General features: G+C 62.9%; 14 protein-coding genes. 5 read left to right on the top strand and 9 right to left on the bottom strand.

Annotated features, from left to right (window positions below):
* Nucleotides 1-67 precede the first annotated feature (67 nt).
* From H7828_RS05805 to H7828_RS22815, 4 genes are all read left to right on the top strand, one after another.
* Nucleotides 68-907, top strand: coding sequence for a peptidylprolyl isomerase (locus H7828_RS05805; RefSeq protein ID WP_226780060.1), 840 nt, complete (start codon nucleotides 68-70; stop codon nucleotides 905-907).
* Nucleotides 908-938: 31 nt separating this feature from the next.
* A complete protein-coding gene (gene argJ, locus H7828_RS05800) occupies nucleotides 939-2,204 on the top strand; it encodes a bifunctional glutamate N-acetyltransferase/amino-acid acetyltransferase ArgJ (protein WP_226780059.1) in 1,266 nt (421 codons plus the stop codon).
* On the top strand, nucleotides 2,201-2,599 hold the full coding sequence (gene mutT / locus H7828_RS05795) for an 8-oxo-dGTP diphosphatase MutT (protein ID WP_342592285.1): 399 nt from the start codon (nucleotides 2,201-2,203) through the stop codon (nucleotides 2,597-2,599). The genes argJ and mutT overlap by 4 nt, the downstream gene beginning before the upstream one ends.
* A 160-nt stretch (nucleotides 2,600-2,759) precedes the next feature.
* Nucleotides 2,760-2,888, top strand: coding sequence for a hypothetical protein (locus tag H7828_RS22815; RefSeq protein WP_281070694.1), 129 nt, complete (start codon nucleotides 2,760-2,762; stop codon nucleotides 2,886-2,888).
* Between the two features lie 100 nt (nucleotides 2,889-2,988).
* On the opposite strand, the gene infB is transcribed toward H7828_RS22815, so the two are convergent.
* Genes infB through rimP form a run of 4 tightly spaced genes read right to left on the bottom strand, consistent with a single transcriptional unit; the run spans nucleotide 2,989 to nucleotide 8,347 of the window.
* Nucleotides 2,989-5,487, bottom strand: coding sequence for a translation initiation factor IF-2 (gene infB / locus H7828_RS05790; RefSeq protein ID WP_226780058.1), 2,499 nt, complete (start codon nucleotides 5,485-5,487; stop codon nucleotides 2,989-2,991).
* Nucleotides 5,484-6,116: an RNA-binding protein gene (locus H7828_RS05785; protein ID WP_226780057.1), complete on the bottom strand. Its 633-nt coding sequence runs from the start codon at nucleotides 6,114-6,116 to the stop codon at nucleotides 5,484-5,486. Before H7828_RS05785 ends, infB begins: the two co-directional genes overlap by 4 nt.
* 11 nt (nucleotides 6,117-6,127) lie before the next feature.
* Complete coding sequence (gene nusA, locus H7828_RS05780; RefSeq protein WP_226780056.1) at nucleotides 6,128-7,741, bottom strand: transcription termination factor NusA; 1,614 nt, start codon at nucleotides 7,739-7,741, stop codon at nucleotides 6,128-6,130.
* A 3-nt stretch (nucleotides 7,742-7,744) separates the two neighbouring features.
* Nucleotides 7,745-8,347, bottom strand: a complete 603-nt coding sequence (gene rimP / locus H7828_RS05775) for a ribosome maturation factor RimP (protein ID WP_226780055.1) — start codon at nucleotides 8,345-8,347, stop codon at nucleotides 7,745-7,747.
* A gap of 232 nt (nucleotides 8,348-8,579) precedes the next feature.
* On the opposite strand from rimP, the gene H7828_RS22695 reads away from it, so the two are divergent.
* Nucleotides 8,580-10,316, top strand: coding sequence for a response regulator (locus H7828_RS22695; RefSeq protein WP_226780054.1), 1,737 nt, complete (start codon nucleotides 8,580-8,582; stop codon nucleotides 10,314-10,316).
* A gap of 57 nt (nucleotides 10,317-10,373) precedes the next feature.
* Here H7828_RS22695 and H7828_RS05765 read toward each other — a convergent pair whose 3' ends face one another.
* From H7828_RS05765 to pip, 5 genes are all read right to left on the bottom strand, one after another.
* Entirely contained in the window at nucleotides 10,374-11,918 is a 1,545-nt protein-coding gene (locus H7828_RS05765) for an ABC transporter substrate-binding protein (protein ID WP_226780053.1), read from the bottom strand.
* 72 nt (nucleotides 11,919-11,990) lie between these two features.
* The gene (locus H7828_RS05760) at nucleotides 11,991-13,640 is read right to left on the bottom strand and encodes an ABC transporter ATP-binding protein (protein WP_226780052.1); all 1,650 of its coding nucleotides are present in this window, start codon (nucleotides 13,638-13,640) and stop codon (nucleotides 11,991-11,993) included.
* Nucleotides 13,641-13,645: 5 nt separating this feature from the next.
* Nucleotides 13,646-14,815, bottom strand: a complete 1,170-nt coding sequence (locus H7828_RS05755) for an ABC transporter permease (RefSeq protein WP_226780051.1) — start codon at nucleotides 14,813-14,815, stop codon at nucleotides 13,646-13,648.
* Nucleotides 14,812-15,804: an ABC transporter permease gene (locus tag H7828_RS05750; RefSeq protein ID WP_226780050.1), complete on the bottom strand. Its 993-nt coding sequence runs from the start codon at nucleotides 15,802-15,804 to the stop codon at nucleotides 14,812-14,814. The genes H7828_RS05755 and H7828_RS05750 overlap by 4 nt, the downstream gene beginning before the upstream one ends.
* A 79-nt stretch (nucleotides 15,805-15,883) precedes the next feature.
* Nucleotides 15,884-16,861: a prolyl aminopeptidase gene (gene pip, locus H7828_RS05745; RefSeq protein ID WP_226780049.1), complete on the bottom strand. Its 978-nt coding sequence runs from the start codon at nucleotides 16,859-16,861 to the stop codon at nucleotides 15,884-15,886.
* Nucleotides 16,862-16,918: the final 57 nt, after the last annotated feature.

Below are 16,918 nucleotides of genomic sequence, written 5' to 3'. Positions count from 1 at the left end.
GATGTAAGGGGCGGCCCACATAGTGTCAACGTCAAGGCCCGCAAGGGCCGACAGGAAGGACAATTGAATGTCGAAACGAAACGTAATCCCCGCCGTCGGAGCAATGATGCTGGCCCTCGCCACTCCCGGTTTCGCCCAGGACGCCGATACGGTCGTCGCGACGGTGAACGGCACCGACATTACGCTGGGTCACATGATCGTTCTCGAACAACGCCTGCCCGACCAGTACAAGCAGCTTCCCGACCAGGTTCTGTTTGACGGCATCCTGGAACAGCTGATCCAGCAGACGGCCCTGGGCCAGCAGGTGGGCGAGCTGGACAAGCGCGCGCAGCTGATCCTCGAAAACGAACGCCGCGCCCTTCTGGCCGGTGAGGTGATCGACGAGAAGGCCCGCGCCGAGGTTTCGGACGAAGACCTTCAGGCCGCCTATGACGAAGCCTACGGCAATGCCGAGCCCGAGATGGAATACCAAGCCAGCCACATCCTGGTCGAGACCGAGGACGAGGCCAAGGCCCTGATCGAAGAGCTGAACGGCGGTGCCGACTTTGCCGAACTGGCCAAGGAAAAATCCACCGGCCCCTCGGGCCCCAACGGCGGTGAGCTGGGGTGGTTCGGCCAGGGCATGATGGTGCCCGAGTTCGAACAGGCTGTGATGGAACTGAAGGTCGGCGAAATCTCCGAGCCGGTGCAGACGCAATTCGGCTGGCACGTCCTGATCCTGACCGACACCCGCCAGAAAGAGGCCCCCTCGCTTGACGACGTGCGCGAGGAACTGTCCGACGGCGTGCGGCAGAAAGCGGTTCAGGACATGATCGCCGAAGTGACCGAATCGGCCGAGATCAACCGCCCCGACACCGGCGAGATCGACCCCGCGCTGCTGCGCAACGGTGAACTTCTGGGCAAATAAACGATACAAAGACAAAGGGAGTGGCGGCAGAATGACCGACCAGACGAAAACCAAAGCCGCCAATCCTGTTTCCCCCCTGGCTCCGGCCGGGGGATTCCCCGCCCTGCCGGTGATCGGCGGCGTGGAATTCGCCTCGGTGGCGGCGGGCGTGAAATACCGCAACCGCACCGACGTGATGCTGGCCCGCCTTGCGCCCGGAACGGCCATGGCGGGGGTTTTCACCCGCTCGGCCACACGCTCGGCCCCGGTGCTGGACTGCCAGGCCAAGATCGGGCGTGACTCGAACGAGGGCGCGGCGATCATCGTGAACTCGGGCAATTCCAATGCCTTCACCGGCAAGGCCGGGATGGAATCGGTTTCGCGCGTCACCCGTGGCGTCGCCGAAACCCTGGGCATTCCCGAAGACCGGGTCTTTTCCTCGTCCACCGGCGTCATCGGTCAGCCCCTGCCCGATGACCGGATCACCGCCAAGCTGGCCGAATTGCGCGGCAGTCTTTCAAGCGATGACATCGAGGCCGCGGCGAAGGCAATCATGACCACCGACACCTTCCCGAAGGGGGCAGCGGCCAGCGCCGATATCGGTGATGTGGCCGTCAACATCGCCGGAATCGCCAAGGGCTCGGGCATGATCGCGCCCGATATGGCGACGATGCTGGTCTATATCTTCACCGATGCCGCCATCGCGCAGCCGGTGCTGCAACAGTTGGTCAGCCGATTGAATGAAACCTCGTTCAACGCCATCACCGTCGACAGCGACACCTCGACATCCGACACCCTTCTGATGGCCGCCACGGGCGCCGCCGGCAATGCGCCGATCACCGACGCCGGTTCGCCCGAAGCGCTGGCCTTTGGCGCCGCCCTTGAAAAGGTGATGCTGGACCTGGCCCACCAGGTGGTCCGCGATGGCGAGGGCGCGACGAAATTCGTCACCGTCAACGTGGCAGGCGCCGAGTCCGATGCCGATGCACGCAAGGTGGCCATGGCCATCGCAAACTCGCCGCTGGTGAAAACCGCCATCGCCGGGGAGGATCCGAACTGGGGCCGTATCGTCATGGCCGTCGGAAAGTCGGGCGCGAAGGCCGACCGTGACCGCCTGACGATCCAACTGGGCGATATCCTGGTGGCCGAGAATGGCTGGGTTTCGCCCGCCTATACGGAACAGAGCGGCGCGGACTACATGAAGCAGCAGGATCTGGCGATCAACGTTGATCTGGGGCTGGGTGCGGGCCGCTCCATCGTCTGGACCTGTGATCTGACGCATCAGTACATCACCATCAACGCCGACTATCGGTCGTGAAGACGCTTCTTGTTTCTGCCGTTGCGCTGATTGATGTCGATGGGCGTGTTCTTCTGGCGCAGCGCCCCGAAGGCAAAAGCATGGCCGGGCTTTGGGAGTTTCCCGGGGGCAAGATCGAGCCCGGCGAAACCCCCGAGGCGGCACTGATTCGCGAGTTGCAGGAAGAGCTGGGGATCGACACCTGGGCCAGTTGCCTGGCCCCCCTCACCTTTGCCAGCCACAGCTATGACGATTTTCACCTTCTGATGCCCCTTTTCGCCTGCCGCAAGTGGGGCGGAACGCCCGTTTCGCGCGAGAATCAGCAATTGAAATGGGTTCGACCGCAGAAACTGCGCGATTACCCGATGCCGCCAGCGGATATTCCCCTGATTCCGATCCTGCGCGATTGGCTTTGAATCGCTTCACTGTGGCACAAATGCCGCGCTTTGCGACATTTCCATAGGGCGTTTACGGGTTGTTCAATATTTCTGCCACAATCTTGTCGAACTGCCCGAAGTTTGAGTGGTCAGCAAACTTTTTGCAGTTAAGATCAAGGGACCAACAGGGGAAAACACAATGGTAAAAACTATCACGATCGGAAGTTGCGTGTCGGTTCAGGGATTGCTGGTGCGCTCGCTTGAAGATGGCCGGGTGGTGATTCAGGTCGGCCCGACCCAATACGCAGGTCAGCCGGTTCAGTACTGACGGGAACAGTACAGACCGAAAGACAAACGTTACTCACGAAATGGAAAAAAGGGCAGTCGGTTGGGACTGCCCTTTTTTTGTTCCAATGGCGAAACCCCGATCAGGTGAGGTTCCGCTCCACCTCTTCGCGGGTGAAGATCTCGATCACGTCCTTGGGCCGAATGTCTTCATAGTTCTCGAAGGCCATGCCGCATTCCTGGCCCGACTGAACCTCGGTCACTTCGTCCTTGTGCCGCTTGAGCGTCTTCAGCGTGCCTTCGTGGATCACCACGTTGTCGCGCAGCAGACGTACACCGGCGCTGCGCCGTGCAACACCCTCGGTCACAAGGCAACCGGCAACCTTGCCGACGTTGGACACCTTGAACACTTCCTTGATCTCGGCATAGCCGATGAAGGTTTCGCGAACTTCGGCGCTCAGCAGGCCGGAGGCAGCCGCCTTCACGTCGTCCACTAGATCGTAGATCACCGAATAATACCGGATCTCGACGCCCTTCTGGTTGGCCGTGTTGCGGGCCGATGCATTGGCACGAACGTTGAAGCCCATGATCGGCGCGTTCGAGGCTTCGGCCAAGCCCACGTCGGTTTCGGTGATCGCACCGACACCAGAATGCAGAACCCGCACCCGCACTTCGTCGTTGCCGATCTTTTCCATCGCCTGGACGATCGCCTCGGCAGAGCCCTGCACGTCGGCCTTCAGCAGGATGTGAAGTTCGGCCACATCCTCATCGGCCTTGGCCTTGGCCATCATCTGCTCCAGGGTCGTCGCGGCGCCGACGGCGGCGCGCTTCTCCTTGGCGGCGTTTTCGCGATACTCGGCGATTTCACGCGCCTGGGCTTCGGTCTCGACCACGTTCAGAACATCGCCCGCCTCGGGCGTGCCGTTCAGGCCCAAAACCTCGACCGGAACCGAAGGTCCGGCTTCGTCCACACGTTCGCCCTTGTCGTTGACCAGCGCGCGCACCTTGCCCCACTGTTCGCCGACGACGAAGATGTCGCCTTTGCGCAGTGTGCCGTTCTGCACCAGAACCGTCGCAACGGGGCCACGGCCCACGTCAAGCTGCGCTTCGATGACAGCGCCCTGGGCGGCGCGGTTGGGGTTGGCTTTCAGGTCCAGCAGTTCGGCCTGCAACCCGATGCTTTCCAGCAGCTGGTCGATCCCGAGGCCGGTGATTGCCGAAACCTCGACATCCAGAACGTCGCCCGACATGGCCTCGACCACGACTTCGTGGTTCAGAAGGTCGGTGCGCACCTTTGTGGGGTTGGCTGCCGGACGGTCCACCTTGTTGATCGCCACGATCATCGGCACGTTGGCCGCCTTCGCGTGGGCAATCGCCTCGACAGTCTGGGGCATCACGGCATCGTCCGCCGCAACCACCAGGATGACGATATCCGTCACCTGCGCACCACGGGCCCGCATCGACGTAAACGCGGCGTGGCCGGGCGTGTCGAGGAAGGTCAGCAGCGTGCCGTCGTCCGTCGTCACCTGATAGGCGCCGATATGCTGGGTGATGCCACCGGCCTCGCCCGCGACAACCTTGGCCTTGCGGATCGAGTCGAGCAGCGATGTCTTGCCGTGGTCGACGTGGCCCATGACCGTGATGATCGGCGCACGGGGCAGGAGATCCTCAGGCGCATCATCGACCTGGTCAATCACCTGTTCCACGTCCGAATCAGAGACGCGGACGACCTTGTGGCCGAAATCCTCGATGATCAGTTCGGCGGTATCCGCGTCGATCACCTGATTCTGAGTGGCCATGATGCCCTCTTTCATCAGGAATTTCACGACATCGGCCACACGTTCGGCCATCCGAACGGCCAGTTCGTGAACGGTGATCGTCTCAGGCAGATTCACATTGCGCACGATCTTCTCGCGCACGACCTGCTGGCCCATGGCCTTCTGGCGGGCGCGTTCCTGCTTGCGCTTGATCTGTGCCATCGACCGCTGCCGGCCACCCTCACCACCGGTGAGCGCCTGGTTCAGCGTCAGCTTGCCCGAACGGCGCGAATCGTCGCGGCCCTTCGACGGCTTGGCGTTGCGATCGGTGTCACGGTCATCCTTGCGGGCGGGGGCGGCACCGCCACCCTTGCGGCCCGTGTCGGCAACCTTCGCCTCAAGATCGGCGGGCGTCGCGGCCGGGGCGGCAGGCGCATTGGCCTTTGCCTTGGCGGCAGCTTCCTCGCGCAGACGCTTGGCGTCTTCCTCGGCCTTGGCCTTGGCGCGTTCTTCGCGTTCGCGCTCCTCGGCTTCCTTGGCCTCGATCTCGGCACGGCGGCGCTCACGCTCTTCGGCGCGGGCCTTTTCCTCGGCTTCGCGGGCGGCGGCCTCTTCGGCCTCGCGCGCACGGGCCGCGGCCAGTGCCTTCATCCGGCGTTCCAGTTCGGCGTCCGAAATACCTGCCGGGCGCTTGGACGGATCACCGCCCGTGGCGCCACCGCCCCCGCCGGCCTTGCCGGCCGCGGGCTTGGGTACGACGACCCGTTTGCGTTTGGTCTCGACCACGACACTCTTGGTCCGGCCGTGGCTAAAGCTTTGCTTTACCTGTCCGGAACGCGGGCCGCCGCGCAGGCCGAGAGTCTTCTTGCCGTCACTATCGCTCATGTGGTCTTCTTTACCTTTCCGGTGGCGTCTCCACCGACATCATCTCGAACGCCTGAAAGCCGCACGGCGTCCTCTCTGAAGCTGTCAGTGAGTCCCCCTGGCGCAAGCGCCGCATGTATCACATGTTCCCGACCGAAAGCCAAACCCAATTCTGGCGCGGTCAGGATCTCGAAAAACGACCCCCTTCCGCCGGGTGGCCGCAGCTTGGATTTTCCACGTTCCGACCCGTCAGAGGCCTGAATCAGGATGGCTGCCTTTTCCTGCAGCAGCCAGTCTTTCACCTTCTCGTAACCGGCAATCGCCCGGCCCGCCTTGCGTGCCATGGCCAATCGTTCGGTCACACGACGCAAAAGCGCCGCTTCAACATCTGCCACCAGGGTTGGTGGCACATTCACCTGCCGTTTCGCCCCACGGGAAAACAGCTTTTTCTTCACGGCCGTCTCAAGCGCCGACCGTTCGGCCGAAACCCAGATGCCGCGACCTGGCAGCTTTTCCGCCAGGTCGGGATAGATCGTATCGTCCGGACCCACGACAAACCGGATCAGGCCGCGCTTGGGGTGGACCTCTCCCGTCGCAATGCACTTGCGCTCGGGGTCGGTATAATCCTTTTCGCGGCCGCCGCGTGACATGCCCTGCGTCCTTACGCCTCGGCCTCTTCGGCCGGTTCCTCGGTTTCGTCTTCCTCGGGCTCAAGCTCGGCAGGATCGACCCAACCCAACTGGATTCGGGCGGTCATGACCATATTCTGCGCCTCTTCCAGAGAAACGTCAAATTTCTCTAGCACGCCGTCATCCTTGACCCGCTCGCCGTCGACCGTCGTCCAGCCGCCGGCAAGTTCCCAGTCGGCGCAGGTGGCGAAATCTTCCAGCGTCTTCACGCCGTCGTTGGCCAGTGCCTCAATCATCTGGGGGGTCAGCCCCTCGAAATCAATAAGGCTCTGCTCGACACCCAGGGCCTTGGCGTTTTCCAGGGCCTTGCGGTTCTGTTCGTCGAGGTAATCCTTGGCCCGCGCCTGAAGTTCCTGCGCCGTACTGTCGTCAACGCCGTCGATGACCAAAAGTTCATCGGCTTCGACATAGGCCACTTCTTCCAGGTTGGTGAACCCTTCCGAAACCAGAAGCTGGGCGAAGAATTCATCAAGGTCCAGCGTGTCCATGAACAGCTTGGTGCGTTGCTCGAACTCGGCCTGACGGCGCTTGGATTCCTCTTCCTCGGTCATGATGTCGATGTCGAGCCCGGTCAGCTGCGAGGCAAGGCGCACGTTCTGGCCACGCCGCCCGATGGCCAGCGAAAGCTGCTCATCCGGCACGACGACCTCGATCCGCTCGGCCTCTTCGTCCAGCACGACCTTGCTTACCTCGGCGGGCTGAAGCGCGTTCACCAGGAAGGTCGGCATGTCCTCGTTCCAGGGGATGATGTCGATCTTCTCGCCCTGAAGCTCGTTCACGACAGCCTGCACCCGGCTGCCCCGCATGCCGACGCAGGCGCCGACCGGGTCGATCGACCCGTCATAGGAGATCACGGCGATCTTGGCGCGCGAACCCGGGTCGCGGGCGACGGCCTTGATCTCGATGATTCCGTCATAGATTTCCGGCACTTCCATCTTGAACAGCTCGGCCATGAACTGCGGGTCGGTGCGGCTGAGGAAAATCTGCGGGCCACGCGCCTCGCGGCGGACATCCTTGATGTAGCAGCGGACGCGATCGTTGGTGCGATGGCTTTCGCGCCCGATCTTGTCGTTGCGCCGCAGGATACCTTCGCCGCGGCCGATATCCACGATGATGTTGCCGTATTCCTCGCGCTTGACCACACCGTTGATGATGGTGCCCACACGATCCTTGAATTCTTCGTACTGACGGTCACGCTCGGCCTCACGCACCTTCTGCAGGATTACCTGCTTGGCGCTCTGCGCGGCGATCCGGCCCATTTCCACGGGCGGCACCTCGTCGGTCAGCTCGTCCCCGACCTTGGGGTCGGCCATGTACTGCTTGGCCTGCTCGACCGTCAGTTCGGCCTGGTAGTTCTCAAGCAGCTCATCCTCGACCACCGTGCGCACGCGGGTAAAGGTGGCGCGGCCCGTCTTGCGGTCGATCGACACGCGGATGTCCATTTCGCTGCCGTAGCGGCTTTTGGCAGCCCGGGCGAGCGATTCTTCCATCGCCTCGACCACAAGGCCCGGGTCGATCATCTTTTCGCGTGCCACCGCCTCGGCGGTCTGAAGCAGTTCCAGCTGGTTGGCAGAGGTAATCGCCATCGCTCAGTTCTCCCTTGGTGCCTTCGGGGGCGTGTCATCTTCGTCGTCGTCCAGCACGGTTTCCACCGCGTCGAACTGTGATTCGTCTATCTGTCCGGCATCCTTGCGGCTGCGCAGAACGTCGCGGATCAGGTCTTCGGTCAGCACCAGCTTGGCATCGCTCAGCCAGTCGAACTGAAGCCCGATGGTGCCTTCCTCGATCTCGATCAGAACCTCGCTGCCCTCGACCCCGGCCAGGATGCCCTTGAACCGGCGGCGGCCGTCGATCATCTCGGTCGTCTCGATCTTGGCCTCATAGCCTTCCCAGGCGTCGAAATCCTTGAGCCGGGTCAGCGGCCGGTCGATGCCGGGGCTGGAAACCTCAAGCGTATAGGCTTCCTCGATCGGGTCCTCGACATCCAGGTGCGCGGAAACGGCGGTGGAAATCACGCCGCAATCGTCAACCTCGATTCCGCCCTCGGGCCTGTCGGCCATGATCTGGACCGTGGGCGTCTTGCCGCCCATGTAGCGCACGCGCACCAGTTCGAAACCAAGGTCTTCGATCACCGGAGTGATCACCTCGGCTAGGCGGCGGTCGATCGTGGCTTTTGCAATCATGTCGGACATGGCTGACCTGTATCCCCCATGGATCGGGCACAAAAAAACGGGCGCGCGGCCCGTGAAAAATTCCGGTGGAACCTTCGGGTTTGGACCCCGACGCGCCGCTGATTGGCGTTAGTTAGGTTCAAACCGGGGGAAACACAAGGGGTTTCTGCCGGCCCTGATCCGGGGCGGTGGCGACGAACCGTTAAGGTTTTTGTGAGCATCGTGGAAAAAAGGACGAATCACGAGGGCCAAGGTGCCATCCAGACATTTCCTCGACACGCTGGCCCGTCAGAACGAAATGACCGCCCGCGATCTTCCCTCGCGGATTCTTTCGGTTTCGGCCTCTTTCGCTGCCGGGCTGTTCTTTGCCGACGGCGCGGCGATCAGCGCCATGTTCCTTGCCTATCTCTTGATCGAAGGCGGCGGTATCCTGGCGATCCGGCGCCAGCGGTCAGGATATTCCGCGCCGGTCTACGCGCTTCAGTTCCTGGCCTGCCTAGCGGGCAGCCTGGCCGCGATGATGATGCCCGTGCTGGCCTGGCATCACGGCAGCATCACCTCTCACATCTACGCCTTCACGGTGTTCTTCGGCGCCGTCCTGCACGTGATTGTCGTGCGCTCCTACCACCTGCCCTTCACCCTGGCCGTGGTCAGCCCGATGATCGCCACCGGCCTCTGGATCGCGGTCGCCGAACTGCGGCGCGAGCCTGATTTCCTCTTGCGCGGGGTCGGAATCGGGATGACGGCGCTGCTCGGGCTCTATGCCTTTCAGGCCATCCTGGAAATGCACCGCATGCGCCAGTCCATGTTCGCGGCAAAGGACCGTGCCGAGGCGGCCAATCGCGCGAAAAGCAGGTTCGTCACCGCGATGAGCCATGAGATCAGGACGCCCCTGAACGGCATCCTCGGGATTGCCCAGCTTGAGGTTGACGCGGCCGATACCGATGCCCGGCGCGACCGGGCCGACATCCTGCTCAGTTCCGCCATCACCCTGCGCGCCCTGGTCGATGACGTGCTGGACCACGCCAAGATCGAAGCCGGCAAGATGGACATTCGCCCAACCCCGACCGATCCGGTGCAACTGGGCCATACCGTCGTGCGGCTTTTTGCCGACCAGGCAAGGCGCAAGGGGGTGCGGCTTGCCCTGGATATCGAACCGGGGCTGCCGCCGCTGATCCTGGCGGATGCCCTTCGCCTGCGCCAGATCATGTCGAACCTCATTTCCAACGCCGTGAAATTTACCGAATCGGGCGAGGTGCGGCTGACCATGGGCATCGCCCCGCCGCGGGTCCGCCCGCAGTTCTGGTTCACGGTGCAGGACACCGGCGCCGGGATGAGAGAGGAGGATTGCGCCCGCCTGTTCGAATCCTTTGTCCAGGTCGATCCCGACAGCGAAAGGGCGGCCTCGGGAACGGGGCTGGGGCTTGTCATCTCGCGCAACCTTGCGCGGATGATGGAGGGTGATCTGACCGTCAGCTCAATCCCCGGCAAGGGATCGGTCTTCCGCTTTGACATGCCGCTGCGTGAACCCGAACGCCAGGCCGGGGCGGCACCGATCCTTCAGCCCAACGCCCCGGCCGACCGTTGCCTTGCCGCGCAGCGGGTTTTGTTGGTGGACGACAACCGCGCCAACCGCATGATCGCCCGCGCCTTCATGGAAAAGGCCCGGATGACCGTGACCGAGGCCGATGGCGGCGCCTCCGCCCTTGCCCTGCTGGTCACACGGCGCTTCGACATGATCCTGCTGGACATGCAGATGCCCGGCATGGACGGGCTGACGACATTGGCGCGCATAAGGAAATTGCCCGATCAATCGGCGCAACTGCCGGTCATCGCGCTGACCGCCGATGCCGCGCCCGAAGATCGCGCCCACTACCTGAACGCCGGGCTGGACGGCTACCTGGCCAAGCCCCTGTGCCGCATGACCATGTTTCGCGAGATCGAACGTGTCCTGGCCCGGCGCGGGGTCAGCGGGTTGGCGGCCGAGTGAGAAACGAAAAACGCCCCGCCAATGGCGGGGCGCTTCATCACAACAAGACCGGGGCGATCAGGCGAACCACCACCGTTCGATCAGGCGCGAGCTGTCCATCTGGAACACGTTGCCGATGGTCCCCGAATTGGCCAGCTTGGCCGAGGCCGCATCGACGAAGTTGGCATACATCGGAATGACGGTGCCGCCTTCCTTGGAATCCAGCTCCTGCATCTCGCGATACATCTCGCGCCGCTTGCCGGAATCCAGCGTGGCACGGGCCTCGATCAGCAGCTTCTGGAACCTGTCGTTCACCCACTTGCTGTCGTTCCAGGGTGCGCCCGCTTCGTTCACGCTCGAGAACATCCAGTCTTCGGTCACGCGGCCCGACCAATAGCTGGCGCACCAGGGCTTCTTGATCCAGACGTTCGACCAATAGCCGTCGGCCGGTTCCTGCACGACGTTGATGTCGATGCCGCAGTTCTTGGCCGAGGCCTGGTAAAGCTGCGCCGCATCCACCGCACCGGCAAAGGCCGCGCTCGAAGCCGACAGATCGACCGAAAGCCCGTCCATCCCGGCCTCTTTCAGATAGAACCTGGCCTTGTCAGGGTCGTATTCGTTCTGTTCAAGGTCGGCGGCATAATACTGGTTCGCCGGGCCGATGTGGTGGTCGTTGGCCACGGCGCCGTGGCCCTGAAGGATCTTGTCCACCAGTTCCTGCCGATTGACCGCATGTTTCAGTGCCCGGCGCACGTTCACATCGGTGAAAGGGTCGAGGTTGGTCAGCATCGGGAAGGTGAAATGCTGGTTGCCCGTCACCTCGAAGATCTTGACCATCGGGTTGGCCTTCATCAGCGGCTCGGTCTTGAAATCGACGCGGTTCACGGCATCGACCTGCCCGGTCATCAGCGCGTTCATCCGGGCCGAGGCATCGTTGATCGCGATGATCTCGACCTCGTCGAACCAGCCGGCCTTGCCGTCCTTGTAGTGGCTGTCGACCCGCTTGCCCAGGAACCGCACACCGGGGTCCAGGGTTTCGGCGCGGTACATGCCGGTGCCGATGCCCTTGGCGATGGCTTCGTCCACCTGGCCGGCCGGATACATCAGCAGGTGATAATCCGACATCAGGAAGGGGAAATCGGCGTTGCCGGATTCCAGCACCATCTGCACTTCGTGTTCGCCCAGCTTCTTCATCTCGCTGATTGCCGCGACAATCGGCTGTGCCGCCGATTTCGAGCCTTCGGCCACATGCATGTTCAGCGATTCGATCACATCATCGGCGCCGAAGGGCTTGCCGTTGTGGAAGGTCACGCCCTCGCGCAGCTTGAACGTCCAGGTTTTGGCATCGGGGGTCGATTCCCAGCTTTCCGCCAGTTCGCCCACCAGTTCGCCGCTGGCCGAAATCTCGGTCAGGCAATCGAAGACGCAGCCGAAGGCGGCCATGATCATGAAGGTGTCGGAATGGGTGCGGCCATCCCAGCTGTCGCTGGTATTCGCGCCCGCCAGGCCCAGCCGCAGCCGTCCGCCCTTCTTGGCCTGCGCCATCACCGGCAGGCCGGTGGCCGCAAGAACACCGGCAGCGGCGCCCGAACGCAGCAGGCCGCGTCTTGAGATATTGGTCATGTCATTCTCCCGTTCGTTTCTTGATTGCGGGGTTGTCCCACAGGTTTACTGCCCCTTGTCGGGGCGATTCGGTTACATCTTACCGACTGCTGCATCGCCGATGTTATCAACTCCGCGTTCCTTCAGCAGATCGTCGAGCCAGTCCGGGTCCATCTCGGGGACCGAGGACAGCAGCAGGTCGGTATAGGGGTGATGGGGCGGGCGGAACATTTCCACCTTGCCGCCCTGTTCGACCACCGCGCCATCCTTCATCACCACCACTTCGTCGGCAATGGCGCGCACCGTGGCCAGATCGTGGGTGATGAACATATAGGTCAGGCCCAATTCGTCCTGCAACCGCGCCAGCAGTTTCAGGATGCCTTCCGCGACAAGCTGGTCCAGCGCGCTTGTCACCTCGTCGCAGATGATGAATCGGGGCTCGGCCGCAAGGGCGCGGGCGATGCCGATACGCTGTTTCTGGCCCCCCGAAAGTTCGGACGGCAGGCGGTCGATATATTGTTTCGGCTCAAGCTCGATCTGGTTCAGCAGTTCCTCGACCCGGGCGCGCTTTTTCGCGCCGCGCAGCCCCAGGTAAAACTGCACCGGCCGGCCGATGATGTCCCCGATGGTCGAACGCGGGTTCAGGGCGGTATCGGCCATCTGATAGATCATCTGCACCTGGCGCAGCTGTTCCTTGCTGCGCTTGCGGTAATCCGGCGGCAAATCGACACCGTCAAAGGCGATGGCGCCCGCGCGGGGCGGCAACAGCCCGGTGATGCAGCGTGCTGCCGTGGACTTGCCGCTGCCGCTTTCGCCCACCACGGCCACGGTGCGCCCGGCGTGCATGTCGAAGCTGACATCGTGCAGAACATCGGTGGTGCCATAGGCGGCGGTGATGTTGCGCAGGCTGACCACGGGTGTCGCGCCTTCCGGGATCGAGGGTTTCATTGGGCGTTCGAAACTGCGCACGGCCCAAAGCGATTTGGTGTAATCCTCGGTGGGGGCCGACAGCATGGTGCGGGTGTCGGCCTCTTCCACCTCGTCGCCCTTCAGCAGAACCTTGATCCGGTCGGCCATCTGCGCCACCACCGCCAGGTCATGGGTGATATAGATCGCGGCGGTGTCGAATTGTTCGACGATGTCGCGAATGCTGGCCAGCACCTCGATCTGGGTGGTGACATCCAGCGCGGTCGTGGGTTCGTCGAAGATGATGAGATCGGGCCGGCATGACATGGCCATGGCCGTCATCGCGCGCTGCAACTGCCCGCCGCTTACCTGGTGGGGATAACGAAAACCGATCTCGTCGGGATTGGGCAGGCGCAGGCGGGCATAAAGCTCCATGCCGTCGCGTTCGCTTTCGGCCTTGTCCATCACGCCGTGCTGGACCGGGCCCTCGGTGTGCTGGTCGATGATCCGATGCGCGGGGTTGAAGCTGGCCGCGGCCGACTGCGCGACATAGGCGATACGCTTGCCCAGAAGGGCGCGCTTGGTCGCTGCCGGGGCCTGCACCAGATCGACACCGTCGAATTCCACCGAACCGCCCGAAATGCGGCATCCGTCACGGGCGAACCCCATGGCGGCCAGCCCGACCGTGGATTTGCCGGCGCCGGATTCGCCGATCAGGCCCAGAACCTCGCCCCGGTTCAGATCAAGATCGATCCCGTTGACGATCTGCGTCCATGTCTCGTCGCTGCGACCTTCGATCTTCAGCCCGCGGATCTTCAGAAGCTGCTTCGCGTTCATATCGCTCACTCCTTCAGGCCCGATGAACGGTGCAGCATCCAGTCGACCACGAAATTCACCGCCACGGTCAACAGGGCGATCGCCCCCGCCGCCATCAGCGGCAGCGCGGCCGTCAGCGGAGAGAAGGCGGCGAAGTTGATGAACTGCGACAGGTCGCGCACCATGGTGCCCCAGTCGGCCAGCGGCGGCTGGATGCCCACCCCCAGGAACGACAGCGACGCGATGGTCAGGAACACGAAACAGAACCGCAAGCCGAACTCGGCCAGCAAGGGCGCCGTGGCATTGGGCAGGATTTCCTTGAAGATCAGGTATCCCATCCCCTCACCGCGCAGCTTGGCCGCCTCGATGTAATCCATGACGACGATATTGCCGCCCACCGCCCGGGCCAGCCGGAAAACACGGGTGGAATCGATGACCGCGATGATCAGGATCATGTAGATCGTCAGAAGATGCGGCTGCGATCCGGCCCAGGCGCTGGCGATGGTCATCAGCAGAAGCGCAAAGATCAGCGACGGGATGGCCATGAGAACATCCACCATCCGGCTGAGCAACTGATCCAGCCATCCGCCCAGTGTCGCCGCCAGAAACCCAAGTGTGCCGCCCAGAAGGAACGCGATCAGCGTGGTGGCAAAGGCGATGCCCACGGTGTTCTGCGCGCCATAGATAAGCCGGCTTAGCAAATCGCGCCCGATCTGGTCGGTGCCCAGGGGATGTGCGGGATCGCCACCAATGGCCGGATCGCCGCCGGGCAGGACGTTGACCTTGGCGAAAATCTCTTCCTGGCCGTGGGGCGCGAGGACACCGGCAAAGATGGCCAGGATGGCATAAAGCAGGATGATCAGGATGCCGAAACTGGCGGTCAGCGGCATCTGGCGAAACAGGCGCCGCGTGCCGCCCGGCCCCAGGTTTCGCCCCAGCAGGCGAAACAGCCAGGCCGCGATGGCGAAAACCACGAAGCCCTGAACGGCCCAGCGGAAGAACACCGCGCTTTCCACGAAAATGTAGAGGTAAACACCCCAGAACGCGACGAAGACCGACAACATCCAGCCAAAGGCCGTTGTCAGCTCCATGTCGCGAAAATAGGTCCGCCCTGAAAGGCGCCCTGCAAACCGGAAGACCCAGGCGGCCAGAACCAGAAAACCGACACAGGCGACAAGACCCACAACAACATTCATTTCGGATGCCTCAGCCGCGGGTTGGACAGGATCGACAGGATGTCGGCCAGCAGGTTCAGCAGGATGTATGCCCCCGCAAAGATCAGGCAACAGGCCTGCACCACCGGAATATCCCGGATCTTCACCGAATCGACGAACAGCTGCCCGATGCCGGGATAGACAAAGACCACCTCGACCACGACGACACCGGTGATCAGGTAAGCCAGGTTCAGGGCGATGACGTTGATGATCGGGGCCAGGGCATTGGGCAGGGCGTGGCGCACGATCACCCGCATGGGCGACATGCCCTTGAGCCGCGCCATTTCGATATAGGGGCTGGCCAGCAGGTTGATGATCGCCGCGCGGGTCATCCGCATCATGTGGGCCGTCACCACCAGCGTCAGCGTCAGCGCGGGCAGAAGCGTCTTTTCCAACCTCTCGCCCAGGCCCATGCCGTCATAGATGTTCGACAGCGACGGCAGCAGCGGGTTCAGTACGGCCAGGAACAGGATCAGGATATAGGCCAGGAAGAACTCGGGGCTTGAGATCGAGCTGAGCGTGAAGACATTGGCCACCTTGTCGAAGGCCGAATTCCGGTAGAGCGCCGCCAGGATGCCAAGGGTCAGGGAAACCGGCACCGCGATCGCCGCCGTCACCCCCGCCAGGAACATGGTATTGGCAAAGCGTGGCCCGATCTGCGCCAGGACCGAGGCCTTCTCGGCATCGCTGCCGGTGAAGCTGACGAAATTGGCTTGGGCGAAACTGGTACCCAGATCGCCATGCAGCACATCGGCAAGCCATTGGAAATACCGCGTGACCGGTGGCTGATCCAACCCCAGGTCGCGCCGGATTGCGGTAACGGCCTCGGGCGTGGCGCCCTGGCCCAGGATCGCCTGGGCGAAATCGCCAGGAAGCATGTTGACCGCTGTAAAGATCACGATCGACACGACGAAAAGCGTCAGGAGGCCAAGAAAAAGCCGATGCAGAACAATACGTGACAGGGCGCCCAAGGGCCATTCTCCGGTTTTTGTTGACTGGCAGGTTAATGAAAAGATGCGCTTCGTGTAACCCCCCAATTCTGCAACCGGTCTACCGCAGATCGCGCGCCAGATCGTCCATCGTCTTGACCAGGGCGCGGCTTATCCCCGGTTCCGACAGGGCATGGCCGGCCCGCGGCACCATCACCAGGCGCGACGCGGGCCAGGCCTTGTGCAGACCCCAGGCCGAGGCGGGCGGGCAGATCATGTCATAGCGGCCCTGCACGATGGTGCCCGGCACATCGCGGATGCGGCCGATGTCCTGAAGGATCTGGCCATCGCGATCCAGGAAGCCCGCGTTGGTGAAATAGTGGTTTTCAAGCCGGGCAAAGGCGCGGGCGTATTCCGCCGGGCTTTCGCCGCCGGGGCCGTCGTTGTCGATGCTGGCAAGGGTGTTTTCCCATCCGGCCCAGGCGCGGGCGTGGCGGGTTTCCACCATCATGTCGCCGGAAAACAGGCGCCGGTGATAGGCGGCGATCAGATCGTGGCGTTCGTCTTCGGGGATCGGGTCGGTGAAGCGGGCCCAGACATCGGGCCAGAACTGCCCCGCGCCGCCACCGTAGAACCACCGCAGTTCGGCCTGGGTCATCAGGAAGACGCCGCGCAGGACAAGATGCGCCACCCGGTCAGGGTGCGCCTCGCCATAGATCAGGGCCAGCGTCGCCCCCCAGCTGCCGCCGAAGACGATCCAGCGATCAATGCCAAGCGCCGTGCGGATGCGTTCGATATCGGCCACCAGGTGCCATGTCGTGTTCGCCTCGACACTGGCATGGGGGCGCGAGCGGCCACAGCCGCGCTGATCGAACAGGATGATCCGATAAACCGAGGGGTCGAAGTACCGCCGCATCGACGGTGAACAGCCGCCGCCGGGGCCGCCATGCAGCACGACAACCGGAATGCCATCACGCCTGCCGCATTGTTCGACATAGACCCGATGCCCGTCGCCCACGTCCAGCATGCGCTGATCGAAAGGGTCGATGGGGCGATAAAGATAGCTGGCTGCGCTCTTTTGACCTGAAACCTTGTCCATTCAAGCTCTATATAACGTGGAAGTCCGCCCCGCCACGGGCAGTTGTCTTAAAAAGGG

Source organism: Oceaniglobus trochenteri, from assembly GCF_020529025.1.
GTDB lineage: Bacteria > Pseudomonadota > Alphaproteobacteria > Rhodobacterales > Rhodobacteraceae > Oceaniglobus > Oceaniglobus trochenteri.
The sequence above is the reverse complement of the archived record's forward strand: the minus strand, read 5'-3'. Positions and strand labels throughout refer to the sequence as shown.